24 protein-coding genes are annotated in these 24,830 nt (G+C 64.0%); 11 read left to right on the plus strand and 13 right to left on the minus strand.

Translation table 11 applies throughout. From position 1 onward, the window contains the following. Nucleotides 1-14 precede the first annotated feature (14 nt). From rpsF to P0D71_RS07605, 4 genes are all read right to left on the minus strand, one after another. Nucleotides 15-389: a 30S ribosomal protein S6 gene (gene rpsF / locus P0D71_RS07590; RefSeq protein WP_006048823.1), complete on the minus strand. Its 375-nt coding sequence runs from the start codon at nt 387-389 to the stop codon at nt 15-17. A gap of 305 nt (nt 390-694) precedes the next feature. Next, nucleotides 695-1,657: a zf-HC2 domain-containing protein gene (locus P0D71_RS07595; RefSeq protein WP_408479586.1), complete on the minus strand. Its 963-nt coding sequence runs from the start codon at nt 1,655-1,657 to the stop codon at nt 695-697. Beyond that, the gene (locus P0D71_RS07600) at nt 1,647-2,387 is read right to left on the minus strand and encodes an RNA polymerase sigma factor (protein WP_408479587.1); all 741 of its coding nucleotides are present in this window, start codon (nt 2,385-2,387) and stop codon (nt 1,647-1,649) included. The genes P0D71_RS07595 and P0D71_RS07600 overlap by 11 nt, the downstream gene beginning before the upstream one ends. 287 nt (nt 2,388-2,674) lie before the next feature. After that, a complete protein-coding gene (locus P0D71_RS07605; protein WP_091794579.1) occupies nt 2,675-3,589 on the minus strand; it encodes a LysR family transcriptional regulator in 915 nt (304 codons plus the stop codon). A 252-nt stretch (nt 3,590-3,841) separates the two neighbouring features. Between P0D71_RS07605 and gcl the strand changes: the two genes are divergently transcribed. The 4 genes from gcl to P0D71_RS07625 all read left to right on the plus strand — a co-directional run bounded on the left by gcl (nt 3,842) and on the right by P0D71_RS07625 (nt 8,524). Further along, nucleotides 3,842-5,617, plus strand: coding sequence for a glyoxylate carboligase (gene gcl, locus P0D71_RS07610; protein ID WP_091794581.1), 1,776 nt, complete (start codon nt 3,842-3,844; stop codon nt 5,615-5,617). Nucleotides 5,618-5,731: 114 nt separating this feature from the next. Beyond that, nucleotides 5,732-6,541, plus strand: a complete 810-nt coding sequence (gene hyi / locus P0D71_RS07615; RefSeq protein ID WP_091794583.1) for a hydroxypyruvate isomerase — start codon at nt 5,732-5,734, stop codon at nt 6,539-6,541. Between the two features lie 107 nt (nt 6,542-6,648). Beyond that, nucleotides 6,649-7,557: a 2-hydroxy-3-oxopropionate reductase gene (locus tag P0D71_RS07620; protein WP_408479588.1), complete on the plus strand. Its 909-nt coding sequence runs from the start codon at nt 6,649-6,651 to the stop codon at nt 7,555-7,557. A gap of 565 nt (nt 7,558-8,122) precedes the next feature. Further along, the gene (locus tag P0D71_RS07625; protein ID WP_091794589.1) at nt 8,123-8,524 is read left to right on the plus strand and encodes a DUF3597 domain-containing protein; all 402 of its coding nucleotides are present in this window, start codon (nt 8,123-8,125) and stop codon (nt 8,522-8,524) included. Nucleotides 8,525-8,682: 158 nt separating this feature from the next. Here P0D71_RS07625 and P0D71_RS07630 read toward each other — a convergent pair whose 3' ends face one another. From P0D71_RS07630 to P0D71_RS07655, 6 genes are all read right to left on the minus strand, one after another. Continuing rightward, the gene (locus P0D71_RS07630; RefSeq protein ID WP_091800560.1) at nt 8,683-9,726 is read right to left on the minus strand and encodes an asparaginase; all 1,044 of its coding nucleotides are present in this window, start codon (nt 9,724-9,726) and stop codon (nt 8,683-8,685) included. A 78-nt stretch (nt 9,727-9,804) separates the two neighbouring features. Beyond that, nucleotides 9,805-10,731, minus strand: coding sequence for a CysB family HTH-type transcriptional regulator (locus P0D71_RS07635; protein WP_408183132.1), 927 nt, complete (start codon nt 10,729-10,731; stop codon nt 9,805-9,807). Nucleotides 10,732-10,828: 97 nt separating this feature from the next. Next, nucleotides 10,829-11,887 carry a sulfate/molybdate ABC transporter ATP-binding protein gene (locus P0D71_RS07640; RefSeq protein ID WP_091794594.1) on the minus strand — a complete coding sequence of 353 codons (1,059 nt, stop codon included), beginning with the start codon at nt 11,885-11,887 and terminating at the stop codon, nt 10,829-10,831. Continuing rightward, entirely contained in the window at nt 11,887-12,924 is a 1,038-nt protein-coding gene (gene cysW / locus P0D71_RS07645; protein ID WP_091794596.1) for a sulfate ABC transporter permease subunit CysW, read from the minus strand. Before cysW ends, P0D71_RS07640 begins: the two co-directional genes overlap by 1 nt. Then, a complete protein-coding gene (cysT, locus tag P0D71_RS07650; protein WP_091794598.1) occupies nt 12,921-13,823 on the minus strand; it encodes a sulfate ABC transporter permease subunit CysT in 903 nt (300 codons plus the stop codon). The genes cysW and cysT overlap by 4 nt, the downstream gene beginning before the upstream one ends. A 144-nt stretch (nt 13,824-13,967) precedes the next feature. Then, nucleotides 13,968-15,008, minus strand: a complete 1,041-nt coding sequence (locus tag P0D71_RS07655; protein WP_091794600.1) for a sulfate ABC transporter substrate-binding protein — start codon at nt 15,006-15,008, stop codon at nt 13,968-13,970. Nucleotides 15,009-15,319: 311 nt separating this feature from the next. Between P0D71_RS07655 and lexA the strand changes: the two genes are divergently transcribed. From lexA to P0D71_RS07670, 3 genes are all read left to right on the plus strand, one after another. Then, on the plus strand, nt 15,320-15,970 hold the full coding sequence (gene lexA / locus P0D71_RS07660; protein WP_091794602.1) for a transcriptional repressor LexA: 651 nt from the start codon (nt 15,320-15,322) through the stop codon (nt 15,968-15,970). 130 nt (nt 15,971-16,100) lie between these two features. Beyond that, entirely contained in the window at nt 16,101-16,445 is a 345-nt protein-coding gene (locus P0D71_RS07665) for a hypothetical protein (protein ID WP_408183119.1), read from the plus strand. 96 nt (nt 16,446-16,541) lie between these two features. Next, nucleotides 16,542-17,192, plus strand: a complete 651-nt coding sequence (locus P0D71_RS07670) for a DUF2939 domain-containing protein (RefSeq protein WP_408479589.1) — start codon at nt 16,542-16,544, stop codon at nt 17,190-17,192. Between the two features lie 97 nt (nt 17,193-17,289). On the opposite strand, the gene P0D71_RS07675 is transcribed toward P0D71_RS07670, so the two are convergent. Beyond that, complete coding sequence (locus P0D71_RS07675; protein ID WP_091794608.1) at nt 17,290-17,754, minus strand: universal stress protein; 465 nt, start codon at nt 17,752-17,754, stop codon at nt 17,290-17,292. Between the two features lie 284 nt (nt 17,755-18,038). On the opposite strand from P0D71_RS07675, the gene nodI reads away from it, so the two are divergent. Next, the gene (gene nodI / locus P0D71_RS07680) at nt 18,039-18,953 is read left to right on the plus strand and encodes a nodulation factor ABC transporter ATP-binding protein NodI (protein ID WP_408479590.1); all 915 of its coding nucleotides are present in this window, start codon (nt 18,039-18,041) and stop codon (nt 18,951-18,953) included. A 99-nt stretch (nt 18,954-19,052) separates the two neighbouring features. After that, nucleotides 19,053-19,880, plus strand: coding sequence for an ABC transporter permease (locus P0D71_RS07685; RefSeq protein ID WP_408479591.1), 828 nt, complete (start codon nt 19,053-19,055; stop codon nt 19,878-19,880). An 88-nt stretch (nt 19,881-19,968) separates the two neighbouring features. On the opposite strand, the gene P0D71_RS07690 is transcribed toward P0D71_RS07685, so the two are convergent. Together P0D71_RS07690 and P0D71_RS07695 are read right to left on the minus strand one after the other, a co-directional pair. Further along, nucleotides 19,969-20,391, minus strand: coding sequence for a hypothetical protein (locus tag P0D71_RS07690; protein ID WP_091794614.1), 423 nt, complete (start codon nt 20,389-20,391; stop codon nt 19,969-19,971). A gap of 318 nt (nt 20,392-20,709) precedes the next feature. Continuing rightward, nucleotides 20,710-21,672, minus strand: coding sequence for a LysR family transcriptional regulator (locus P0D71_RS07695; RefSeq protein WP_408479592.1), 963 nt, complete (start codon nt 21,670-21,672; stop codon nt 20,710-20,712). Nucleotides 21,673-21,932: 260 nt separating this feature from the next. Here P0D71_RS07695 and P0D71_RS07700 point away from each other — a divergent pair, with 260 nt between their 5' ends. After that, nucleotides 21,933-23,336, plus strand: coding sequence for a M20 family metallopeptidase (locus P0D71_RS07700; RefSeq protein WP_408479593.1), 1,404 nt, complete (start codon nt 21,933-21,935; stop codon nt 23,334-23,336). Nucleotides 23,337-23,440: 104 nt separating this feature from the next. Beyond that, nucleotides 23,441-24,724 (plus strand): MFS transporter, encoded by a 1,284-nt coding sequence (locus P0D71_RS07705; RefSeq protein ID WP_408293398.1) that lies wholly within the window; start codon nt 23,441-23,443, stop codon nt 24,722-24,724. Nucleotides 24,725-24,830 lie beyond the last annotated feature (106 nt).

A 24,830-nucleotide genomic window follows, 5' to 3' on the forward strand; every position in this document is an offset into this window, starting at 1 on the left:
TTAAATAGTGTGTCTTAAGCCTGCGCTTCGGACGGTTGCGTAGCAGCCGACTTCTTGGCTTCTTCGCGCTGCACTTCCTTCATCATCGGCGACGGGCCGGTTTCGGCCTTCTTCATCTTGACGATCAGGTGACGCAGAACAGCGTCGTTGAACTTGAATGCGTGTTCCAGCTCGTCGAGCGTGGTCTGGTCGCATTCGATGTTCATGCAGACGTAGTGAGCCTTCGCGAGTTTCTCGATCATGTAGGCCAGTTGGCGACGGCCCCAGTCTTCGATACGGTGGATCTGGCCACCGTGCGAGGTGATCGTGCTCTTGTAACGCTCGATCATGGCGGGCACTTGCTCGCTCTGATCGGGATGCACGATAAAGACGATTTCATAATGACGCATACACACTCCTTGTGGATTAAAGCCACCCGGGCGTCGGAACCGGTGTGGCAAGTGAGAAGCCAAAGAGTGTAACCCGATTAGGGCCGGGTTGCAAGATATCCCGTTGTTGCGGCGCGTGAATCGGGAGTGTTTTCAAGGGTTTAGGCTGTGACACCACAAAGCCGGACCCGACATTTCGTGCCGGGAAGCCTGAAACCGGTGGCCAGCCCTTGCACGTGACTCGATGGCCCGCCAGCGCGCGCCGCCCGGCGGTCCCCGATCGCGCGTCGGGGCCAAAACAGGCGGCCAAAGCCGCCGTCCGCCTTCTACGGGCCGGTTTCCGTACGCTCGCTGCCGCTTTGCAGCCGCGCCTTCAGCGCTACTTCCAGTCCCTTCAGCGCGTCGGGCGCCGCGTCGGAGATCGCCCACCAGGTCATGCCTTCCGCATCCCAGTGCGCGATCGAGTAGCCTTCGCGACCGAGCGTGGCCGGTGCCGCGCCATCCGCGTCCCGGCCCGCGCCGGCCTGCGGAAAGACATAGACGTCGATCACATGCTTCTGGTAACGGTACACCAGCACAGCCACCCGCTGATGCGCGAGGTAGTCCAGACGCCCGCCTTCCAGCGCGAAGCCGCTTGCCGCCAGGTCCTCGACCGGCGGCGAATAATCGAGCCGACCGTTGAACCACGGCTTGACCGTATGGCGATCCGTCGAAATCACGTCGATGTCGCGACCGGACACCTGCGCCCGCACGTGGCTTTCCACCAGTTCGTTGGCAAACGGCCCGAAGTCCGCCGGCCGGCGCAGGTTCAACGCCACGCCCGCGGCCACCGCGCACAACGCGAGGACCAGCGCCACCAGCCAGCCGCGCGCAAAGACGCCGCCTGAACCGACTGAGCCAACCGGACCGCCTGCGCCACCCGCCCGCGACGGCCAGCCGAACCCGCCTTGCGGGGCGCGCCAGCCGTCCAGCCAACGTTCAAGCCAGCCGCGCCGCGCAGGTTCGCGCGGCGGCGTCGTGGCGCTCGGCACACTTACAGCGGGCGGCTCGGTGGCCCCAGCCGGCTCGTCGACGCTCGGCAACCCCGCCACGATCCGCTCGCGCAGCGACTGCGGCGCACGATGGTAAGGCGCCGCCCGCAGCGCGCCGCTCAAGGCCCGCAGGTTTTCGCTTTCGCGCCGGCAAGCTGCGCAGCTCTCGATATGCTGCTGAATGCGCCGGGCATCCGGCGCGGGCAATTCGTGATCGGCGTTCGCGTCGAGGAGCGGCCGCGCTTCGTTACAGTCCATCTGGCGTCTCCTGAGCGTTGTTGCCGGCGGCGGTGCCGCCCGGCGTGTTGAGTGGCCGGCCATTGGCGGAGGCCCGCAACGGGGTCACGCTCGCCGTGGCCGCTTTGCTTGCGCCGGGCGCCGCCGCGCACATCGACGGCCGGTGCGAGGCCGCGGCGCCCCCTTGTTTCTCCGTCAGCAGCGCGGCGAGCTTGCGGCGCCCCCGCGCGAGCCGGGACATCACCGTGCCGATCGGCACGTCCGCCACCAGCGCGATCTCCCGATAGCCCATCTCCTCCAACTCCCGCAGCATCAGCACTTCCCGATATTCGACCGGCAACTGCGCGAGCGCCTCGTGCACGAGTTTCGAATCCTCGTCGCGGATCAACAGCGCCTGAGGGTCGGTGCCGCCCACCGTCCAGCCGTCGAAGGTCGCGTCGTCCATCGTGTCGTCGAACTCCACCGTTTCGTGCGACGACGCCCGCCGCCGCCATTCCGTGTACCAGGTTCGGCGCACGATCGCCAGCAGCCACGGCCGCGCCGAGTCGCCGCGAAAGGTGTCGAAAAAGCGGAACGCGCGCATGAAGGCTTCCTGCACGACATCGTCGGCATCGTTGGCGTTGCCGCACAACCAGCGCGCAAGGTTGTACGCGGCGTCGAGGTGCGGCAGCGCCATCTGCTGAAAGCGCCGGCTCCTCGCTGCGTCGGTCTCGCCGTGCGCGCGGGCAGGATCTGAATCGGTCTGGACCACCTCGGCCCTCCAGGGCATTGCGGGCTGTGCGATGTTGCTCGTCGTGACACTCTGTACAGCACATAACCGGGCATCTCCCGAGTTTATTCCCCACGCCGCGTGCAATTCGCAAAAAATCCGGCCGTTCTGCCCGGGTATCGGACCACAGGACCGCCGCCGTGCCGGGCCGCCGGCTGGCTCTGCTGGCTCTGCTGGCTCTGCTGGCTCTGCTGGCTCTGCTGGCTCTGCTGGCTCTGCTGGCTCTGCTGGCTCTGCTGGCTCTGGTGAGTCTGCTGAGTCTGCCGCTTCTAATAAGCCGGCCGGTTCCAGTAATCCGCGCTGGCGTACACGTCTTTCAGATAATCGATGAAGTACCGCACCTTGGCCGGCACATACCGCTGTTGCGGATAGACCGCGAGAATGTCGTAGTCGGGCAGCGCGAATTCGTCGAGCACGGTTTCCAGTTCGCCACGCGCCAGTTGTTGCTGGATTTCCCACGTGGAGCGCCAGCCGAGCCCAAGCCCTTCCGACACCCAGCGGTGCAGCAACTCCCCGTCGTTGCAGTCGAGCGTGCCGCCCACGCGCACCGTCGCCAGCTTGCCGTTACGGCGGAAATACCAGCCGCGGTTCTGTCCGCCTTGCAGATTGAACGCGAGACAGTTGTGCTGCGGCAGGTCTTCGAGCGTTTTCGGCCGGCCGTGCCGGCGGAAATAGTCCGGCGTGCCGCACACCACGCGCCGGTTCGACGCCAGCTTGACCGCGACGAAATTCGGATCGACCGCGCCGCCGATGCGGATCGACAGGTCATAGCCCTCGCGCACCAGATCCACCACCCGGTCGGTCAGATTGAACGACACCTGCAATTCCGGCTTGTCGGCGAGAAACGCCGGGGCGAGCGGCGCGACGTGCTTGCGTCCGAACGCAGCCGGCGCCGACACGATCAGATGGCCGTTGATCGCGCGCCGCCCGGCGCTCAGTTCGTTTTCCGCCTGATCCCACTCGGTGAGAAGCCCGCGGCAGCGCTCCAGGAACGCGGCGCCGTCTTCGCTCACCACCAGCCGGCGCGTCGAGCGGTACATCAGCTTCACGCCGAGGCGCTTTTCCAGCGCGTCGATACGGCGGCCGAGAATCACCGGCGACACGCCCTCCTCCAGCGCCGCCGCCGCAAGGCTGCCGGCATCCGCGACGCGCACGAAGGTTTCGATCTGTTTGAACCGGTCCATATCTGTCTCCTCTGTCGATCGGAGTTAGCGCTTCAGCGCTTACTCCGATCCCATGCACGGCGGTCGATCCGAGTTGGCGCTTTAGCGCTTACTCCGATCCCACGCACCACACCGGGCGCCGGCCCACCAGCCATTCCATACTTTTTGTTTCGAAATAAGCGACCCGGACTGATCTTATCAAACCTTTAGGTCAGGCCTAAAGTGCAATCAACCCGTTTATTTCGCCCATTCCCAGACATTCAGGAGACATTCATGGCCAAGATGAGAGCCGTCGACGCAGCCGTGCTGGTGCTCGAAAAAGAAGGCATCGACACCGCATTCGGCGTTCCGGGCGCAGCGATCAACCCGTTCTACTCGGCCATGCGCAAGGCAGGCAACATCAGCCACGTACTGGCCCGCCACGTCGAAGGCGCGTCGCATATGGCCGAAGGCTATACGCGCGCTCAACCGGGCAACATCGGCGTGTGTATCGGCACGTCGGGCCCCGCCGGCACCGACATGATCACCGGTTTGTACTCCGCTCAGGCCGACTCCATTCCTATTCTCGCTATCACGGGCCAGGCGCCGCGCGCGCGTTTGTACAAGGAAGACTTCCAGGCCGTCGATATCGAATCGATCGCCAAGCCGGTGACCAAGTGGGCCGTCACCGTGCGTGAGCCGGCGCTGGTGCCGCGCGTGTTCCAGCAGGCTTTCCACCTGATGCGCTCGGGCCGTCCGGGTCCGGTGCTGGTCGACCTGCCGATCGACGTGCAGCTCGCCGAAATCGAATTCGACATCGACACGTACGAACCGCTGCCGGTCTACAAGCCCAAAGCTACACGCAAGCAGATCGAAGCCGCGCTCACGCTGCTCAACAATTCGGACAAACCGCTGATCGTCTCGGGTGGCGGCGTGTTGAACGCAGCCGCTGAAGACCTGCTCGTCACGTTCGCTGAAACCGTCGGCGTGCCGGTGATCCCGACGCTGATGTCGTGGGGCGCGATTCCCGACGACCATCCGCTGATGGCCGGCATGGTCGGTCTGCAAACCTCGCACCGCTACGGCAACGCGACGATGCTCGCCTCCGACTTCGTGCTCGGCATCGGCAACCGCTGGGCGAACCGTCACACGGGCAGCGTCGAGGTGTATACGAAGGGCCGCAAGTTCGTGCACGTCGACATCGAACCGACGCAGATCGGCCGCGTGTTCGGCCCGGATCTGGGCATCGTGTCGGACGCGAAGGCCGCGCTCGAACTGTTCGTGGAAGTGGCGAAGGAATGGAAGGCCGCGGGCAAGCTGAAGGACCGCGGCGCATGGGTCGCCGACTGCCAGGAACGCAAGCGGACGATGCACCGCAAGACGCACTTCGACAACGTGCCGATGAAGCCGCAGCGCGTCTATGAAGAAATGAACCAGGTGTTCGGCCGCGATACGTGCTACGTGAGCACGATCGGTCTCTCGCAGATCGCCGGCGCGCAGTTCCTGCACGTCTACAAGGCGCGCAACTGGATCAACTGCGGCCAGGCCGGCCCGCTCGGCTGGACGATTCCGGCGGCGCTCGGCGTGCGTGCGGCTGACCCGCAACGCCCGATCGTGGCGCTCTCGGGCGACTACGACTTCCAGTTCATGATCGAAGAGCTGGCAGCCGGCGCGCAGTTCAAGCTGCCGTACGTGCATGTGGTGGTGAACAACTCGTACCTCGGCCTGATCCGTCAGGCACAGCGCGCGTTCGACATGGACTTCTGCGTGCAGCTCGGCTTCGAGAACATCAACGCGCCGGAAATGAACGGCTACGGCGTGGACCACGTCGCGGTCGCGGAAGGTCTGGGTTGCAAGGCGATCCGCGTGTTCAAGCCGGAAGAACTGAAGCCCGCGCTGCAGAAAGCGCAGGCGATGCTCTCCGAGTTCAACGTGCCGGTGATCGTCGAAGTGATTCTCGAGCGCGTGACCAACATCTCGATGGGCACCGAAATCGACGCGATCAACGAGTTTGAAGAACTGGCTGCCACGCGCGAAGACGCACCGACCGCGATCAGCATGCTCGACTGAACTGCCGTACTGCATCGCATATCGCAACGATGAGCATCACATGAGCGCGGTTCGGCCACACCGAACCGCCTCACGAAAGCTATTCCACTGACCGACCAGAGAGACAGACGCACCATGCCGAAATTTGCAGCGAATCTCACCATGCTGTTCAACGAAGTCCCCTTCCTCGACCGCTTTGCGGCCGCGGCGGACGCGGGCTTTCACGCCGTCGAATTTCTGTTTCCGTATCCGTATCAGATCGCCGAATTGAGCGAGCGCTTGCAGCAGAATCGCCTGAAGCTGGTGCTGCACAACCTGCCCGCGGGCAACTGGGAAGCCGGCGAACGCGGCATTGCGTGCCTGCCGGATCGCGTGAGCGAATTCCAGGAAGGCGTGGGCCGCGCGATCGAATACGCGAAAGCGCTGAAGGTGCCGCAACTGAACTGCCTCGTCGGCATTCCGACGGCCGGCGTCGATGCGGACAAGGCGCGCTCGACCATTGTCGAGAACCTGCGCTTCGCCGCGGGCGAATTGAAGAAGGCCGGCATCAAGCTGCTGGTCGAACCGTGCAATTCCTACGACATTCCGGGCTTCGCACTGAATCGTTCTGCTGAAGGCCTGGATGTGATCCGCGCAGTCGGTTCGGACAATCTGTTCCTGCAATACGACATCTATCACATGCAACGGATGGAAGGCGAACTCGCGGCGACCATCAGGAAGAATCTGCCGCAGATCGCGCACATCCAGCTCGCCGACAATCCGGGCCGCAACGAACCGGGCACCGGCGAAATCAACTACCCGTTCCTGTTCGATCTGCTCGACTCGCTCGGCTACGACGGCTACGTCGGCTGTGAATATAAGCCGCGCACGACCACGACCGCCGGCCTCGGCTGGATTCAAAGCGTGGCCGGGCAAACCCGCGGCGCAGCCCACGCCGCCGCCTGAGCGCCGCATCGCTGCATTGATCGCCGGATCAGGCGCTTTAAGCCCCGAAAGACGCCCCGAAGGACGTCCTCTTGCGGGACACCCAACAACACTGGAGATTTAGACACATGGCAAAGATCGGTTTTATCGGCCTCGGCATCATGGGCGCGCACATGGCGCGCAACCTCATCAAGGGCGGCCACTCGCTGTTCGTGAATGGCGCGTACCCGGTGCCGGAAGATCTGAGCAAGACGACGAGCGTCGTCGGGAATTCGACCGCTGTCGCGCAGGCCGCCGACATCGTCATCATCATGGTGCCGGACACGCCTGACGTCGCCAACGTGCTGTTCGCCGACGACGGCGTCGCCGCCGGCCTTTCGCAAGGCAAGCTCGTGATCGACATGAGCTCGATCTCGCCGCTCGACACGCAAGCGTTCGCGAAGAAGATCAACGCGCTGGGCGTCGATTACCTGGATGCGCCGGTCTCCGGCGGCGAAGTCGGGGCGCGCGAAGCGACGCTGACGATCATGGTGGGCGGTCCGGAAAAAGCCTTCGCCACGGCCAAGCCGCTGTTCGAACTGATGGGCAAGAACATCTCGCTGATCGGCGACAACGGCGCGGGTCAAACCTGCAAGGTCGCCAACCAGATCATCGTCGCGCTGAACATCGAAGCCGTGGCCGAAGCGCTGCTGTTCGCGTCGCGCTCGGGCGCCGATCCGGAACGTGTGCGCAAGGCTTTGATGGGCGGCTTCGCCTCGTCGCGGATTCTCGAAGTGCACGGCGAGCGCATGACCAAGCGCACGTTCAACCCGGGCTTTCGCATCGAACTGCACCAGAAGGATCTGAACCTCGCGCTCGACGGCGCACGCAAGCTCGGCATCGCTCTGCCGCATACGGCGAGCGCGCAGCAACTGTTCAGCGTGTGCGCGGCGAATGGCGGCAAGGCCTGGGATCACTCGGCGATGGTGCGTGCCCTCGAAATCATGGCGAACTTCGAAGTCGCGCAAGCGCCGGCCAGCGAAGCCAAGGCAGCTTGATTGCGCATCATGCAGTAACACGGACCGCCGTGATGGTTGCATTGTCAACGTCATGGCGGTCGCAGGTGGGGCGCCCGGTTCGTCGTGCGATAGGCACGGCGGAACGGGCAAATCGTGCCGCTCTGGGCTGAGAGCGGCAAGTGGGGTCCGCAGCGGCACCCGGCGGCGCCGGGGAAGCCTTGGTCGGTCAGACGTCGTCGTCGGGTGTCCGGCTGTCGGATTTCATGCTTTACCGATGCTTATGCTTTTTCGGCCAAACTCTCGCAGCGGGTGCATCATGCGCGCCGCCTGCCAGCACCTCTCTTTGCCGGGCCACGCGCGCCGGCCCGCAAGTCCGCTTGCATTTGCTTGCAACTCCGTCCTTCCGGCTCGACCTTTTTTGACACATCGCTCCGCGCTTTTCTCCTACACTCGTTAAGTCTGGTTGCGGGCGGTTCAGCGTTCAAGTGCGGCTTGTCGATCATGGCAACGCGTGTCCTCTGCTTCATTCGCCCGATTCCCAACCAGTTTTCAACCCGTGAGCGGAATGTGCTTGCGCCAGTAACCTATCTGCAAAGGATTCAGAATGAGCATCTTCGGTGACATCGTACATAAGCTCTTCGGCAAAGCGAAACCGGACCAGCCTGCGCCCGCGGTTGAGCCGACACCGGATCCGGCAGCGGCGCAAGCTGCCGCACCGGCGGCTGCACCGGCGCCCGCGCCGCTCGCCGACGTCGACGTTGCTGTCGTGATGGACCAGTTCGTGAGTGAGAGCGGTCAAACGTTGAACTGGCGCACATCGATCGTCGACACGCTGAAAGCGCTCGGCGTGGACAGCAGCCTCGAACATCGCAAGGAGCTCGCAAAAGAGCTGAAGTTCACCGGCGACACGAACGATTCCGCAAGCATGAACATCTGGCTGCATAAACAGGTCATGCTGGCGCTGGCGGCGAACGGCGGGAAGTTGCCTCCGGACCTGGCGGACTGACGGTCTGGCGGCGTCGCCTATGGTCGGCTAAAGCAAAAAACTTGAAATGAAACGACAACGCGGCGCTCGGGTCGATGACCTGGGCGCCGCGTCGTCATTCAAGCGTCATATGCGGGACACGGTTCTGTCTTTGAACCCGACCGCCCGCGCACAATCAATCAATACTTATCGAACGTTTTCTGCAGCGCCACGGGTCCCGTGCCGCCCGCGGCCAGCGCCAGCATCAGCAGCACGCGCGCCTTGTACGGATTTAGCGAGCCCGCGCTGACGAAACCGAGCGCGTCGTCGGCGGCCGCGCCGTTGCGCATCACATGCCCCGAGCCGACACGCGAGGCACGCACCACCGCCACGCCTTGCGAAGCGGCATCGGCCAGCGCCTGTTGCACCGTGGTATGAATCGAGCCGTTGCCGGTGCCCGCCACGACGATACCGCGCACGCCGGCGGCAACCAGCGCATCCACGGCAATCCGCGTCACGCCCGCATAACTCACCACGATCTCCACATGCGGCCACTTCGAGCCGATCACGAATTCGGTCGCGAGCGTATGCGGACGCACCACGCCGCGCTGGAATTCGACGCGGCCGTCCTGCACCCAGCCCAGTGCGCCGATTTCAGGCGAATGGAATGCATCGACCGCGTAGGTGCTCGTCTTCACCACGTCGCGCGCGCTGTGGATCTTGTTGTTGAAGGCCACCAGCACGCCCTGCCCGCGCGACGCCGCGTGCGCCGCGACCGTCACGGCGTTCAGCAGATTCAGCGGGCCGTCGGCGGACAGCGCCGAAGCCGGGCGCATGGCCGCCGTCAGCACGACTGGCTTGTCCGACTTGACGGTCAGATGCAGCAGATAAGCGGTTTCTTCGAGCGTGTCGGTGCCGTGCGTGATCACCACACCGTCAATGTCGCTGTCGGCGAGCAGCGTGTTGATGCGCTGCGCGAGCGTGGTCCACAGCGGCATCGCCATGTCCTTGCTGTCGACGCTGGCAATCTGCTCGGGCGCGATGCGCGCCACTGTGGACAAGGCCGGCACCACGGCCAGCAATTGCTCGACGCCGACCACACCGGCCTGATAGCCGGACGTATTGGTGGCGTCCGCAGCCGCGCCGGCGATCGTGCCGCCGGTCGCGAGCACGGCGATACGCGGCAACGGCGGCGTGGCGCCTTCGTCTGAAGGCGTAGCGGAGGAAGAAGTCGAAGTGTTCATGGCGGCGATTGTAAGCGATGCGCCGCGCGCCGCCATGCATGGATAAACAAATGGCCCTTCACCGACCCGGCGCATCCATCAAACCGCTTCTCGCAACTGCGCGGCGATCTCCGCTTCGTTCAACTGCGGCGCGAACATCTCGATCAACCGGTAGGCATACGCGCGCAGGAACGCGCCCTTGCGCAAACCGACCCGCGTCGTGCTCGCTTCGAACAGATGTTGCGTGTCGAGCGCGACCAGTTCCGTGTCGCGCTTCGGATCGTAGGCCATTGCCGCGACCACGCCGATACCCATGCCGAGTTCGACATAGGTCTTGATCACGTCGGCATCGATTGCGGTCAGCACGACGTCGGGCAGCGCCCCCGCTTTCGCGAATGCCTGGTCGATATGCGAGCGGCCCGTGAAGTCCTGGTCGTACGTGACGATCGGAAATTCGGCGATCTCGTCGAGCGTCAGATTCTGCCGGCCCACCAGCGGATGGTCCTTCGGCACGACCACGACGTGATGCCACGAATAGCACGGGAACGTGACGATATCCGGGAAGCGGTCGAGCGCTTCGGTGGAGATGCCGATGTCCGCTTCACCGTTGATGATCATCTGCGCGATCTGTTGCGGGCTGCCCTGGCGCAACGCCAGATGCACCTTCGGGAACACCTCGGTGAATTGACGGATCACCTTCGGCAACGCATAACGCGCCTGCGTGTGGGTGGTCGCCACGACCAGGTGGCCGCTATCCTGATCGGCATACTGGCGCGCGACGCGGCGCAGATTCTCGGCGTCGAGCAGCATCCGCTCGATCAGCTGATGCACCGCCTTGCCCGGCTCGGTCAGGCCCGTCAGACGCTTGCCGCGTCGAATGAAAATGTCGACGCCGAGTTCGTCTTCGAGATCCTTGATCTGTTTCGACACGCCTGACTGCGAGGTGTACAGCACGTTCGCCACCTCGGTCAGGTTCATGTTCTGACGCACGGCTTCGCGCACGAAGCGCAATTGCTGGAAATTCATCTGTATGTCTCCGGTTCGTCCAGAGTTGAGTTATTTGAGTTTGATTGAAACACCGAGTCGTGTTGCCGCGCGGCTGACCGTAACGCGCTGACTGCCCTCATTGCGCCGGGAATACGCGCAAGGCACGCGGCACCGCGGTCACGCCATCGCCGATAGAGAGTTGCAGATCGCGCCACGCTTCCCGATCGAGCTCGGCTTCGAGCAGGTTGCCCTCGCGGCCCGCGAGTTCCACGCGCACCGAGCCGCCCAAGGTCACCACGCGCCGCACGTCGACCACGATGCCTTCGCGGTGGCCCGATGCCTGCGGATACAACTGCAGATCGTGCGGACGCACATAAGCGAAGGCCGGGCCGCTGAAATCGGCCTTGATCGACACCGGCAGCGCCGCGCCGTCGACCACGAAACCGCTGGCGTCGACCTTGCCGTGCAGACGGTTCGCGGCGCCGAGAAACTCGTAGACGAACGAGGTCTGCGGATGGTCATACACGTCCTGCGGACTGCCCACCTGCTCCACGTGCCCGCGATTGAGCACGACGATACGGTCGGCCACTTCGAGCGCTTCTTCCTGATCGTGCGTGACGAAAATCGTCGAGATATGCAGATCGTCGTGCAGGCGCCGCAGCCAGCTACGCAGCTCCTTGCGCACCTTCGCATCCAGCGCGCCGAACGGTTCGTCGAGCAGCAGCACTTTCGGTTCGACCGCCAACGCGCGCGCGAGCGCGATACGCTGCCGCTGGCCGCCCGACAATTCCGACGGATAGCGTTGCGCGAGCCAGTCGAGTTGCACGAGCTTCAGCAGTTCATGCACCTTCTCGCGGATCACCGCTTCCGAGGGACGTTCCTTGCGCGGCTTCACGCGCAAGCCGAACGCCACGTTCTCGAACACCGTCATATGACGGAACAGCGCGTAATGCTGGAACACGAAGCCCACTTCCCGCTCGCGCGCGCCGACCGTCGCCACGTCCTGGCCTTGCAGCACGACCTGGCCGCCGTCCGCGTATTCGAGCCCGGCAATCACGCGCAGCAAGGTGGTCTTGCCACAACCCGACGGCCCGAGCAGCGCGACCAGCTCACCCGGCGGAAAGTCGAGTGTGACGTTATCGAGCGCGACGAAATCGCCGAAGCGCTTCTGCAGGTTACGAACGGTGATACCCATTACAGCTCTCCTTGCTTGAGCGGGTGTTGCTGCGATGCATGCGTTGTGTGGGTTGCGGGTGTTGCGCCCACCGGCGTGGTAACCGGACCGGCGTACGCGGGCACATCTCGCGCGGCCGACAGCTCGGCCGACATATGGCGTTCCGCGAGCAGCTTCAGGCCGAGCGTCACGAGCGCGAGCAGCGCCAGCACCGACGCCACGGCGAACGCCGCCGAGAAGTTGTATTCGTTGTAGAGAATTTCGACGTGCAGCGGCATCGTGTCGGTCTGACCGCGAATATGGCCCGACACCACCGACACGGCGCCGAACTCGCCCATTGCCCGCGCGTTACACAGAATCACGCCATACAGCAGGCCCCATTTGACGTTCGGCAGCGTGACGCGGCGGAAAGTCTGCCAGCCCGACGCGCCGAGCACGTGCGCGGCTTCTTCTTCATCGTTACCTTGTGCCTGCATCAACGGAATCAGCTCACGCGCGACGAACGGGAACGTCACGAAGATCGTCGCCATCACGATGCCCGGCACCGCGAAAATGATCTGGATGTTGTGGTCCTGCAGCCACGGGCCGAACCAGCCCTGCGCGCCGAACATCAGCACGTAGATCAAGCCCGAGATCACCGGTGAAACCGAGAACGGCAGATCGATCAGCGTGGTCAGGAGCGCCTTGCCGCGGAATTCGAACTTGGCGATACACCATGAAGCCGCGAGACCGAACACGAGGTTCAACGGCACGGCGATGGCGGCGGTGATCACGGTCAGCTTGATTGCCGACAGCGCGTCCGGGTCGGCGAGCGATTCCAGATAGAAACCAAGACCTTTGGCGAGCGCCTGATAAAAGACGGCGACGAGCGGCACCACCAGAAACAGCGCGAGAAACAGCAGCGCGATGCCGGTCAGAATCCAGCGCACGAGCGGCGGTTCGGTGACGGGATCGGGACGGCGCGCTACATTGAGCGGCGCGCGCGGCGCCACGGCAACCGCAGCGGCGTTGTTCGCACCGCTCGCGGCGGAGACGTCATTTACGGTTCGGCGGCTCATTGCACACCTCCGCCGATTGCCGCAACGCTCGCCACACTGGCGGCCGGCACCGGGCCCGCGCCGCCGCGGCCCGTGCGGCGCTGCAAATACCACTGCAGGGTATTGATCAGCAGCAGCATCAGGAACGACACGACCAGCATCACCACCGCGATAGCCGTGGCCCCCGCGTAGTCGTATTGCTCGAGCTTCGTGATGATGAGAAGCGACGTGATTTCCGACTTCATCGGTACATTGCCGGCAATGAAAATCACCGAGCCATACTCGCCGAGCGCGCGCGCGAAAGCCAGCGCGAAGCCCGTCAACAGAGCCGGAAACACGGCCGGCAGCACCACGCGGCGAAACGTCAGCCAGCGCGAAGCGCCGAGGCACGCGGCCGCTTCTTCCTGTTCGCGTTCGAATTCTTCGAGCACCGGCTGCACCGTGCGCACGACGAACGGCAAACCGATGAACGTCAGCGCGACCAGCACGCCGGCCGGCGTGAACGCGATTTTCAGGCCGAGCGGTTCGAGGAACTGTCCGATCCAGCCGTTGCCCGCATACACGGCCGCAAGCGAAATGCCGGCCACCGAAGTGGGCAGCGCGAACGGCAGATCGACCACGGCGTCGACGATGCGCTTGAACGGAAACGTGTAGCGCACCAGCACCCACGCCACCAGAAAGCCGAACACCGCGTTGATCAGCGCGCCGCCGAGCGCGGAGAAGAACGTCAGGCGATACGACGCGAGCACGCGCGGCGAACTCACCGCGCGCACGAACTGGCTCCAGTCGAGCGTCGCGGTCTTCAAAAAGGTCGCCGCAAGCGGAATCAGCACCACGAGGCTCAGATAAGCCACCGTGATGCCGAGTGTCAGGCCAAAACCGGGCAAGGCGCTCGGTTTTCGGAAGGTCAACGTCGTCATGCTCGTTACTCGTTCAGGTTGATGCTCGTGTTTCCGGCCGCCGGGCCCTGGCTGGCCAAAAGCGCGCCCCTTGGGGCGCGCTCCGGAGTGACGCGTTGCCGCATCGCTTTGCTGCCTATGCCGGTGAAGGCAACGGCTCGATCGTTACTGCGGTTGATAGATCGAATCGAATACACCGCCGTCGGCAAAGTGCGTCTTCTGCGCGTTGGTCCAGCCGCCGAACGAATCGTCGACCGTGTACAGCTTCAGCTTCGGAAACTTGGCGGTCAGCTCGGCCGGCACTTTGTTCGATCGCGGACGGTAGAAGTTCTTCGCTGCGATTTCCTGGCCTTGCTCGCTATACAGGAAGTTCAGATACGCTTCGGCGAGCTTGCGCGTGCCGTGCTTGTCCACCACCTTGTCCACCACCGCAACCGGCGGCTCGGCCAGAATGCTGACCGACGGCACCACGATCTCGAACTTCTCCGGTCCGAACTCCTTCAACGACAGGAAGGCTTCGTTTTCCCATGCGATCAGCACGTCGCCGATACCGCGTTGCACGAAGCTGGTGGTCGCGCCGCGCGCGCCCGAATCGAGCACGCCGGCGTTCTTGTAGAGCTTGCCGACGAATTCCCTGGCCTTCTGATCGTTGCCGCCCGGCTGATGCTCGGCGTATGCCCATGCCGCGAGGTAGTTCCAGCGCGCCCCGCCCGAGGTCTTCGGATTCGGCGTGACGATCGAAACACCCGGCTTGATCAGGTCGTCCCAATCCTTGATGTGCTTCGGGTTGCCCTTGCGCACCAGAAACACGATCGTCGACGTGTACGGCGACGCGTTGTCCGGCAAGCGCTTCTGCCAGCCCTTGTCCAGCAAGCCCTTGTTGGCCAGCGCGTCGATGTCGTAAGCGAGCGCGAGCGTCACGACGTCGGCCTGCAGACCGTCGAGCACCGAACGCGCCTGCGCGCCGGAGCCGCCGTGCGACTGCTTGAAGGTGATCGTCTCGCCGGTCTTCGCCTTCCATTCCTTGCCGAACGCCTGGTTGACGTCCTGATACAGCTCGCGCGTCGGGTCGTAGGACACGTTCAGCAGTGTCGTGTCGGCAGCGTGCGCCTGCGCCATCACGCCGAGCGCGCTCGCCGCGCCCAATGCGAGCGCCGCGATGAGTTTCTTCGTTTTGCCTGCCAGCCCCGTACCTTGGTGATTCATGTCAACTTTCTCCGCGTTGTGCGCTGAAACAGCGTGTGGTGTCTTTTTGCGTCGCGGTCACGTGCACATGAACGCCAACTGGAGGCCAGTCTATCGAAGGGCTTTCATCATTAAAAATAATGTTTCTTCATTCTTTAATACGCAAAAGTGGTAATGACAGCTGGATAAGGCGTTGCGGCACGAAAACGGGTGTTGGAGCGTCGTTTGACGACGCTGCAACGCCACCCCTCGGCACGAACTTAAAGTAAAGCTTGAATTGCGCGGAATACTGTATAAAAATACAGTCACCTGTTCATACATACAGTGGCGCCATGACCAAACTCACCGCACGACAGCAGCAGGTTTTCGATCTGATCCGCAGGGCTATCGAACGCACCGGCTTTCCGCCCACCCGCGCGGAGATCGCCGCCGAACTGGGCTTCAGCTCGGCCAACTCGGCAGAAGAACATCTGCGGGCGCTCGCCCGCAAGGGCGTGATCGAACTCGCGGCCGGCGCGTCGCGCGGCATCCGCCTGCTGGCCGGCCCGGAAGATTCGCCGCACCAGTTCACGTTGCCGCACGCCAGCATCATGCAACTGTCGCTACCGCTGATCGGGCGGGTGGCCGCGGGTAGCCCGATCCTCGCGCAGGAACATATCTCGCAGCACTACGCTTGCGACCCGGCGCTGTTTTCGAGCAAGCCCGATTACCTGCTGAAGGTACGCGGGTTGTCCATGCGCGACGCGGGCATTTTCGACGGCGACCTGCTCGCGGTGCAAAAGAGAACGGAAGCCAAAGACGGCCAGATCATCATTGCCCGGCTTGGCGACGACGTCACGGTCAAGCGCCTGAAGCGCCGGCCGAACGGGCTCGAGTTGATCGCCGAGAACCCCGATTACGAAAACATCTTCGTTGAAACCGGCAGTGCGGAATTCGCGCTGGAAGGTATCGCCGTGGGGCTGATTCGCCCCGGCGAGTTCTGAACGGTCAGGTTCCAGGCGGCTTGTTTCCCAGCACTTCGATCCAAGCCCCTTCTTGCCCGTTCGACAGAGTAGAAAGCCGCGCCAACGCCGCATTAACGCTGCATTAACGCTGCATCGTCTGGAGAGTCTCATGGAACGTCTTGCCCGCCTGCTGCCTTTTCGCCAGTTCGGTCGTCTGCGCCATCTTCGCAAGCTGGTGCCCTGCTCATTGATCGAGGCGTCCACGGCCAGCACGCCGTCGCTGTTCGATGCGCCAGACAGCGTGTCGAGCCTGCCATCGTCGTTGCCGGCGTTTGCCCGCGTGTCTCTGAACTCGGGTCTGAATACGGCCGAACCGGCCCGTCGCGCACCAGTGCGGGTCTATCACGGCCCGTCGCGCCTCATCATGGTCGGCACGGTGGACGCTGTGTGCCGCATGATCGACCGCTGCATTGCCGACGAGGCAAACGTCCACGGGGCGGTATTCGAGTCTTGATGGAAGGTATGGCGGGCGGCGATATCGCATCGCATGGGATCGTTTTCGTGTGGCCGCGGTCCAAGTTAGATCACACCTGATGGAGAGTCCCATTCGATGGCAGTTCCGAAACGCATTAAAGGCGGCGCCACCCGGCCGCTGATCGTCACGCTGATCGTGATTGTGGTGATCGCAGCGCTTGGGTTTACGTACGCATCACCGTATCTCGCGCTGAACAATCTCAAACGCGCCGCCGATGCGCGCGACACGCAAACGGTCAATCAATACGTCGACTTTCCCGCGTTGCGCGAGAGCCTGAAGCAGCAGGTCGCCGCGCTGCTCACGCGGCGGCTCGACGCGCACAGCAACGGCAATCCGCTGGCCGCCATTGGCGCGATGATAGGCGTCGCGCTGATTGGCCCGCTCGTAGATGCCTATGCCACACCAGACGGCGTGGCGGCATTGCTGAACGGCATGCCGCCGCGCGGCGATCCGGGCGAACGGCCGCCCGCACCGCCTGCCGCGAACACGCCGGCGGATGGCGCCGCGGCCTCACCCGCACCGGCGGCGCCTGCCGTTGGAACTGCGGGCAACGGCAACACCAACGCCGCGCCTGCGCAGCCGCCGCAAACCACCGCGGGCTATCGCGGCCTCAACGAGTTCGTCGTCACCTACCAGCACGGCGCCGGCGACGCGCGTTACTCGGCGATCTTCCAGCGCGAGGGTGTCTTCACATGGAAGCTGGCCGCGGTCAACCTGAACGAGTGATCGCCTGGGGTCGTCGGGCCGAGGCGACCGGCCCGTTGAGCACGCTCGCGGTAGCCGGCATCCAGACGCTAGACCCAGGCGCGATACGCAGTCGCTATCAGGCCGCCGCCTGCTGCTGCTCCTGGGCCGAAGAACACGCCACCAGAATGCTGCACGAGACGCGGTCGAGCAGCGGCGTATTGCCCGCGCCCATCCACCAACGTGACAAACCGGTGCGGCAGCGGTGGCCGACCACAACCAGGTCGACGTGCAATTCATTGGCAAGGTTGGCGATCTCGTCGATCGGATGGCCGAACGCGAAATGCCCTTGTGCGCTCACGCCTCGCTCGGTGAGCCAGTCCACGCCTTCCTGAAGGATGTCGCGGGCGGTCTTTTCGAAGCTGCCGCAAGCCACGTCGGTCAGCAGGCCCGCGCTTTGCGCAATGCTCGAACGCATATCGACGACCGACAACAAGTGCGTTTCCGCTTTCAGATCCAACGCCAGATCGGCACCGCAACGCAATGCTTTGCGGCCTTCGCGCGAGCCGTCGTAGCACAGCAGGATTTTCTGGTAGCTCGCCATGATTTTTCTCCCTTCGCGCGGGACGCGCGATCTGAATGAATCATGGTGCGCCGCAATTCAGGTTGCAAGGGATGGAAAACGCTAACTGTGCGGTAACGGCACACAAGCCACGCTCTAAAGAGGTGCGCGCGCCAACAGGGTTGCTCGCGGCTCGTTGCCGCAGTGCGAGAAACCCATGCGGGAGCGTCGGACGCGCACCAACGCCGAGCCGCCGATGCCCTAGAATAGGCGGCCTTCCCGGCCATTAAAATCATCCATGTCTGTTCCGGAGACTCGTTCGATCCATGCCTGAAGCCGCCATCGAATTTCACGAGGTCAAAAAAAGCTACGGCGAAAAGACGGTCGTCGACGGACTGTCGTTCCATGTCAACGCCGGGGAATGCTTCGGCCTGCTCGGCCCGAACGGCGCGGGCAAAACCACCACGTTGCGCATGCTGCTTGGCATCGCCTCGCCGGATGCGGGCACGATCCGCCTGTGCGGCGAGCCGATCCCCAGCCGCGCGCGCGTGGCGCGGGCGCGTGTCGGCGTGGTGCCGCAGTTCGACAATCTCGATCCTGACTTCACGGTGCGCGAGAACCTGCTGGTGTTCGGCCGCTACTTCGGTTTGAGCGCCGCGCAATGCCGTGCGATGGTGCCCTCGCTGCTCGAATTCGCGCGCCTGGAGAGCAAGGCGGATGCGCGCGTGAGCGAACTGTCCGGCGGCATGAAGCGGCGCCTCACGCTGGCGCGCGCGCTCGTCAACGATCCCGACGTGCTTATCATGGACGAACCGACCACCGGCCTCGATCCTCAGGCGCGGCATCTGATCTGGGAGCGGCTGCGCTCGTTGCTCGCGCGCGGCAAGACCATTTTGCTGACCACGCACTTCATGGAAGAAGCCGAACGGCTCTGCCACCGGCTGTGCGTGATCGAGGAAGGACGCAAGATCGCCGAAGGCGCGCCGAGCGAATTGATCGCCTCCGAGATCGGTTGCGATGTGATCGAGATCTTCGGACCGGATCCGGTCGCGTTGCGCGATGAACTGGCGCCGCTCGTCGAGCGCACCGAGATCAGCGGCGAAACGCTGTTCTGCTACGTCAACGACGCGCAACCGGTGCATGCGCGGCTCAAGCAGCGCGCGGATCTGCGCTATCTGCACCGGCCGGCGAATCTGGAAGACGTGTTCCTGCGGCTCACCGGCCGCGAGATGCAGGACTGAAGAAGCATGTGAAGAAGCGTGAATAGCGGCATCGCACGCAACGCGCTACAGCCATAACGACGAAGCAAGTCCCCTCGGGGACACCGCACGAGACACGCAATGGACGCACGCACCTACGACTCCCCGGGCGAGACCCCGTCGAAACAGGAAACTTTCGCCGCTTTTCCCGCGAACGCAACCAACTGGATTGCCGTGTGGCGCCGCAATTATCTGGTGTGGAGAAAGCTCGCGCTCGCCTCGATGTTCGGCAATCTTGCCGATCCGATGATCTACCTGTTCGGCCTCGGCTTCGGTCTGGGGCTGATGGTCGGCCATGTCGACGGCGTGTCGTATATCGCCTTTCTCGCGGCGGGCACGGTGGCGTCGAGCGTGATGATGTCGGCGAGTTTCGAGTCGATGTATTCGGGCTTCTCGCGCATGCATGTGCAGCGCACCTGGGAGGCGATCATGCACACGCCTCTAACGCTCGGCGACATCGTGCTCGGTGAAGTGATCTGGGCCGGCAGCAAGTCGATGCTGTCCGGCGCGGCGATCATGCTGGTGGCCGGCGCGTTGGGCTACGCAAATTTTCCGTCGATGCTGCTGGCGTTGCCGGTCGTCGTGCTGACCGGCCTCGCATTCGCGAGCATCGCCATGGTCGTCACGGCGCTCGCGCCTTCGTACGACTTCTTCATGTTTTACCAGACGCTGGTGTTGACGCCGATGCTGTTGCTGTCCGGCGTGTTCTTTCCGGCATCGCAATTGCCCGCCGTTGCGCGCGGCGTCACCGAAGTGTTGCCGCTGGCGCATGCCGTCGACCTGATGCGGCCGGCCATGCTGGGACGTCCAATCGAACATGCGCTGTTGCATGTGGCCGTGCTGGCGGCGTATGCGGTAGGCGGGTTTGTCGTGGCGGCGATTCTGTTTCGCCGCAGGATGATGAAGTAGGCTTCAGCTTTCGATAACCATAGGCGCTGAGGCCGGGTCGCTCAGTGTCGATCCCAACGTATCAGCGCCTGCCGCGACCCGGACCGGCTCAGTCCTCGTCGTCGGTCCATGGAATGTCCACGTCGGAAATGAACGCCACCGTGGCGAACGGCCCGCCGTCCTGACGGCCGATCTTGCCGTCGGCACGCTGCCATTCGACGCGGAACATCGTGCCCGGCTCATCGGCGATCAGTCGAACCGTGCGAACCTCGTCCGGATCGGCTTCTTCCACCGGACCGTCGAGCGAGATCTGCAATTCCTGCGGCCACAGCCCGTCGGCCGGATCATAGATCTTGTCGCCGTCGGGAATCAGCGTAAAGGCTTCCACACCGATCGTCGCCGAGGCCTCCACGATCATCTTGCCCAACGCGCGCAGCAATGCCGTCGCTCGCGCCGAATTCGCCTGACGGATTGCAAGATCCCCGCGCGTCAGCGCCTGCTCAAGTTTTGGGTTTGTTTTTTGTTGCGCCATTCGATGTCCTGAGTTCCTATCGCTCTGTTGTGGACGGCGCGCTGCATCGAGCGCGCGCCGCTCTCCATTTTTCGGGCTGAATCCTACCACTGGTGTGCGCTGCAGCAATCCCTGCCGCGCAGTCCGGCGCTTTCAGCCGGCCCCGTCCACCACAGTTTAGGTCGTGATTCGTGATCCGGCAGGGACATTTGCCTTTCAATCGGCGCTGAATGGATCGCTATCGCACGCACGCCATACGTTCGCCCTAACGTTCGCGGCCGGCCGCAAACGTAGCCTTGCCGCCTGGAAGCCGGGCGGGCTATCCGGGCCTTTGTGCGTTCAGCGCGGGGGCGTGGTTCGCTTTCGAACGGCCTTCATGGCAGTCCCCTGCGCCGGCTTCGCACCCGCGATTTCCGTGATCAGATAGTCCCTGAAGGCTCGCACCGACGGCGGTAACTCACGCCCCGCCATGGTCTGAACCTGAATGCTGCGCTGGCGCATTTGCGGATGCGTGAGCGGCATCACGACGAAGCCGTCATTCGCGTAACGGTCGCGCACGGACAGCAGACCCGTGAACATGATCGCGCCGGACTTCTGCGCGTAACGGTACATGGCGCCGCTATTGTTGCAGGTGAGATCGGGCTCGAGCAGGATGCCTTCGAGCGCACAGGTAATGTCGATCAATTGACGAATCGTCGTGCCGGGCTCGGGCAGCACCAGCGGATAGCGCTGCAAGTCGGCGAGCGACACTTTCGCGCGCGCGGCCAACGGATGATCGGCGCGCAGCAGCGCCAGCACCGGCGCGCGCTCCGTGTGCTCGACCTTGACGCCTTTTTCCGGCGCGAGGCTGAAGGTCAACGCAAGATCGGCGTCGCCGTCGCGCACCCGGCGGGTCGCCTCGTCCGGTGACATGACCGACAGCGTGAAGTCGATGCCCGGATACTGAACGCGAAAGCCCGCCATCGCGGTAGGCAGGAAATCGGCGGCGAATCCCTCCGAACTGGCCAGCTTGATCATGCTGCCGTGCAAGGTTTCGAGCCCGCCGATCTCCTTCATCACATGCTCCGCCTCGAGCAGACTGCGCTGCGCGTACGCAAGCAGGCGCTCGCCGGCTTCGGAAAGCGCCATGCCGCGCGGCCGCCGCTCGAATAGCGCGACGCCGAGGTCGCCTTCGAGCCGCGCCACCTGGCGGCTGATTGCCGACACGGCGACATGCAGACGTGCGGACGCGTCGCTGATCGAGCCGGTGCGCGCGACTTCGACGAAATAGCGCAGCGCGATGCCATGCAGCGAAAGTGCCATGAGTGATGCCTCATTCAACGGTAGGCGCTGCCAGGCCGATGGCCGCCGGCAGTTTTACTGCTTGCGCTGAGCTTTGCCTTTTCGGCAACGCAAGCTTCGAAAGACGATCATTGTGACAAAAAAAACGGCCTCCTAGAATCGATTCGACGCTGCAGACCGTGGCCTGTCTCAATCGACCCGCAATCTCCCCGCAATCGCCCCGCGATCGAACCCGGGACCACGCGCCGCCCGCCCCACATTCGCCCGCATTGGAGACACCTATGAGCCGCACCGAGGCCATCGAGCACGCCACACACCATTTCGAATCCGGCGCCTTTCTCGAAACGCTGAACCGCCGCGTTGGTTTTCGCACGGAAAGCCAGGAGAGTGATCGCGCCGCCACGCTGCTGTCGTATCTGACCGACGAGATTACGCCCGAAGCGGCGGCCCTCGGTTTCAGCACACGCATCGTCGCGAACCCGGTGGACGGCTTCGGGCCGTTCCTGATCGCGAGCCGCCACGAGGCCGACGACCTGCCGACCGTGCTGATCTATGGACATGGCGACGTGGTGCGCGGCTACGACAGCCAGTGGCGCGCGCCGCTGACACCGTGGGCCGTGACCGTCGAGGGCGAGCGCTGGTTCGGCCGCGGCACCGCCGACAACAAAGGTCAGCACACCATCAACCTCGCCGCGCTGTCGAGCGTGCTGGCCGCGCGCGGCGGCAAGCTCGGCTTCAACGCGAAGCTGCTGATCGAGATGGGCGAGGAAACCGGCTCGCCCGGACTCGACGAAATCTGCCGCGCGCACCGTGAAGAACTCGCCGCCGACGTGCTGATCGCCTCCGACGGCCCGCGTCTCGCCGCGCGCCGCCCTACTGTGTTCCTCGGCTCGCGCGGCTCGGTGAATTTCAAGCTTTCGTTGAATCTGCGCGACGGTGCGCATCATTCCGGCAATTGGGGCGGTCTGCTGCGCAATCCGGCCACCGTGCTGGCGAATGCGTTGTCGAGCCTCGTCGATGCGCGCGGCGTGATCGCCGTCGAGGGTTTGCGTCCGCCGCCGATTCCCGAGGCGGTGCGCCGTGCGCTCGCCGATATCACGGTGGGCGGCGGCCCGGGCGATCCGGCGGTCGACGACAACTGGGGCGAGCCCGGCCTGAGTGCGCCTGAGCGCGTGTTCGGCTGGAACAGCTTCGAAATACTTGCGTTCAAGGCCGGCAACCCGGAGAACCCGGTCAATGCGATTCCTTCGGCGGCGTTCGCGCATTGCCAGCTGCGCTTCGTGGTCGGCACGGATTGGGACAATCTCGAACGGTATCTGCGCACGCATCTGGATGCGCACGGTTTTTCCGAAGTGGAGATCGAAGTCGAGCGCGGCGCGCCGGCCACCCGTCTGAACCCGGACGATCCATGGGTCACGTGGGCGATTGCGTCGCTCGAACAGACTACCGGCAAAAAAACCGCCGTGCTGCCGAATCTGGGCGGCACGCTGCCCAACGAAGTCTTCGCCGACACGCTCGGCCTGCCGACCTTGTGGGTGCCCCACTCGTACCCGGCCTGTTCGCAGCACGCGCCGAATGAGCACCTGCTCGGACCAGTCGTGCGCGAAGGTCTGCAGATCATGGCGGGCCTCTTCTGGGATCTCGGCGAGAACTCCCCGCGCGCGACAACCCGCGGCGCGATCTGAGCGACGCCTGAGCACCCGAGCAGCACCTGAGCAAAGCCCGAGCGACATCCACGCGCTCGGGCCCGGCACGCCGTTATCCGTTTATCTCACGAGGCACGTCCACGATGAGCACGTCCACTTTGCAAGCCAGCGCCGCGCGGCCTTCCGCCGCGAAGGTCCATCGCATCATTCTCGCGGCGTCGATCGGCAACGCGCTCGAATGGTTCGACCTCGTCGTCTACGGTTTCTTCGCGGTGACCATCGCGAAGCTGTTCTTCCCGGCACGCACCGAAGCGATCTCGCTGATGCTCACGCTCGGCACCTTCGGCATCTCGTACCTGATCCGGCCGCTCGGCGGACTCGTGCTCGGCTCGCTCGCCGACCGCGCCGGACGCAAGGCGTCGCTGCTGCTCTCTATCGCGCTGATGATGATCGGCACCCTGACGATCGCCGTGATGCCGCCGTACGCTGCGATCGGGCTATGGGCGCCTGCCGGCATCATGCTCTCGCGCCTCGTTCAAGGTTTTTCGGCAGGCGGAGAGTTTGGCGCATCCACGGCATTCCTGGTCGAACATGCTCCCGAGCGACGCGGCTTCATGGGCAGCTGGCAGTTCGCGAGCCAGGGCATGGCGACGCTGCTCGCCTCCGGCTTCGGCGCGCTGCTGACGAGCCAGCTCACCGCAGCACAACTCGAATCTTGGGGATGGCGCGTGCCGTTCCTGTTCGGCCTCGCGATTGGTCCGGTCGGTTTCTATATTCGCCGTTACGTGGACGAAGGCGCCGAGTTCAATGCCGAGCCGAAAGCCCGCACGCCTCTGCGCGACCTGTTCGGCACGCAGAAGGTCCGCATGCTGCTCGCGGTCGGCTCGCTGGTCATTTCGACGGCGGCCAATTACATGATCCTCTACATGCCGACCTACGCGATCAAGCAATTGCACCTGCCCGCCTCGACCGGCTTCGCGGCGACGCTTGCCACCGGCGTCGTGCTCACCGTGCTGACGCCTTTCGCGGGTCACCTGTCCGACAGCCTCGGGCGCATCCGCATCATGGCGGCGGCCGCCGTGCTGATGCTGATGACGGTTTATCCGGCCTTCGTCTATATGAACGCGCATCCGTCATTCGTGACGATGCTGCTCGCGCTGATCTGGATCGGCGTATTGAAGGCGACGTATTTCGGCGCGCTGCCCGCGTTGATGTCGGAGATCTTCCCGACGCAGACGCGCGCGACTGGCCTGGCGGTGAGCTACAACATCGGCGTGACAGTGTTCGGCGGCTTCGCGCCGTTCGTGATTACCTGGCTGATCGATGCTAGCGGCAACAAACTGGCGCCCGGCTTCTATCTGATGTTCTGTGCAGTAGCGAGTTTGCTCGCGCTTTATGCCGTGCGCGCAAAGTTGAAGATTCGCTGAGCGTGCGTCGAGATGTGACGCAATTGCAGAAGCGGATCAATTGGCAAGCTCCCGGCCAACTAGCCGGGGCAGCCAGATAACGCAGCGATTCGGGCGGAACTGCATG

The organism is Paraburkholderia sp. RL17-383-BIF-A (genome assembly GCF_046028015.1).
In the GTDB taxonomy this organism is placed as follows: domain Bacteria; phylum Pseudomonadota; class Gammaproteobacteria; order Burkholderiales; family Burkholderiaceae; genus Paraburkholderia.

Excerpts from the sequence above, each read along its gene's own strand:
- P0D71_RS07670 (WP_408479589.1), top strand. The coding sequence starts at position 16,542 with ATGGCAGTTCCGAAACGCATTAAAGGCGGCGCCACCCGGCCGCTGATC.
- gcl (WP_091794581.1), top strand. The coding sequence starts at position 3,842 with ATGGCCAAGATGAGAGCCGTCGACGCAGCCGTGCTGGTGCTCGAAAAA.
- rpsF (WP_006048823.1), bottom strand. The coding sequence starts at position 389 with ATGCGTCATTATGAAATCGTCTTTATCGTGCATCCCGATCAGAGCGAG.
- P0D71_RS07655 (WP_091794600.1), bottom strand. The coding sequence starts at position 15,008 with ATGAATCACCAAGGTACGGGGCTGGCAGGCAAAACGAAGAAACTCATC.
- P0D71_RS07675 (WP_091794608.1), bottom strand. The coding sequence starts at position 17,754 with ATGGCGAGCTACCAGAAAATCCTGCTGTGCTACGACGGCTCGCGCGAA.
- P0D71_RS07700 (WP_408479593.1), top strand. The coding sequence starts at position 21,933 with ATGAGCCGCACCGAGGCCATCGAGCACGCCACACACCATTTCGAATCC.
- cysT (WP_091794598.1), bottom strand. The coding sequence starts at position 13,823 with ATGACGACGTTGACCTTCCGAAAACCGAGCGCCTTGCCCGGTTTTGGC.
- P0D71_RS07695 (WP_408479592.1), bottom strand. The coding sequence starts at position 21,672 with ATGGCACTTTCGCTGCATGGCATCGCGCTGCGCTATTTCGTCGAAGTC.
- nodI (WP_408479590.1), top strand. The coding sequence starts at position 18,039 with ATGCCTGAAGCCGCCATCGAATTTCACGAGGTCAAAAAAAGCTACGGC.
- P0D71_RS07640 (WP_091794594.1), bottom strand. The coding sequence starts at position 11,887 with ATGGGTATCACCGTTCGTAACCTGCAGAAGCGCTTCGGCGATTTCGTC.
- P0D71_RS07635 (WP_408183132.1), bottom strand. The coding sequence starts at position 10,731 with ATGAATTTCCAGCAATTGCGCTTCGTGCGCGAAGCCGTGCGTCAGAAC.
- P0D71_RS07690 (WP_091794614.1), bottom strand. The coding sequence starts at position 20,391 with ATGGCGCAACAAAAAACAAACCCAAAACTTGAGCAGGCGCTGACGCGC.
- P0D71_RS07685 (WP_408479591.1), top strand. The coding sequence starts at position 19,053 with ATGGACGCACGCACCTACGACTCCCCGGGCGAGACCCCGTCGAAACAG.
- P0D71_RS07665 (WP_408183119.1), top strand. The coding sequence starts at position 16,101 with ATGGAACGTCTTGCCCGCCTGCTGCCTTTTCGCCAGTTCGGTCGTCTG.
- cysW (WP_091794596.1), bottom strand. The coding sequence starts at position 12,924 with ATGAGCCGCCGAACCGTAAATGACGTCTCCGCCGCGAGCGGTGCGAAC.
- P0D71_RS07630 (WP_091800560.1), bottom strand. The coding sequence starts at position 9,726 with ATGAACACTTCGACTTCTTCCTCCGCTACGCCTTCAGACGAAGGCGCC.
- lexA (WP_091794602.1), top strand. The coding sequence starts at position 15,320 with ATGACCAAACTCACCGCACGACAGCAGCAGGTTTTCGATCTGATCCGC.
- P0D71_RS07605 (WP_091794579.1), bottom strand. The coding sequence starts at position 3,589 with ATGGACCGGTTCAAACAGATCGAAACCTTCGTGCGCGTCGCGGATGCC.
- P0D71_RS07705 (WP_408293398.1), top strand. The coding sequence starts at position 23,441 with ATGAGCACGTCCACTTTGCAAGCCAGCGCCGCGCGGCCTTCCGCCGCG.
- hyi (WP_091794583.1), top strand. The coding sequence starts at position 5,732 with ATGCCGAAATTTGCAGCGAATCTCACCATGCTGTTCAACGAAGTCCCC.
- P0D71_RS07625 (WP_091794589.1), top strand. The coding sequence starts at position 8,123 with ATGAGCATCTTCGGTGACATCGTACATAAGCTCTTCGGCAAAGCGAAA.
- P0D71_RS07620 (WP_408479588.1), top strand. The coding sequence starts at position 6,649 with ATGGCAAAGATCGGTTTTATCGGCCTCGGCATCATGGGCGCGCACATG.
- P0D71_RS07595 (WP_408479586.1), bottom strand. The coding sequence starts at position 1,657 with ATGGACTGTAACGAAGCGCGGCCGCTCCTCGACGCGAACGCCGATCAC.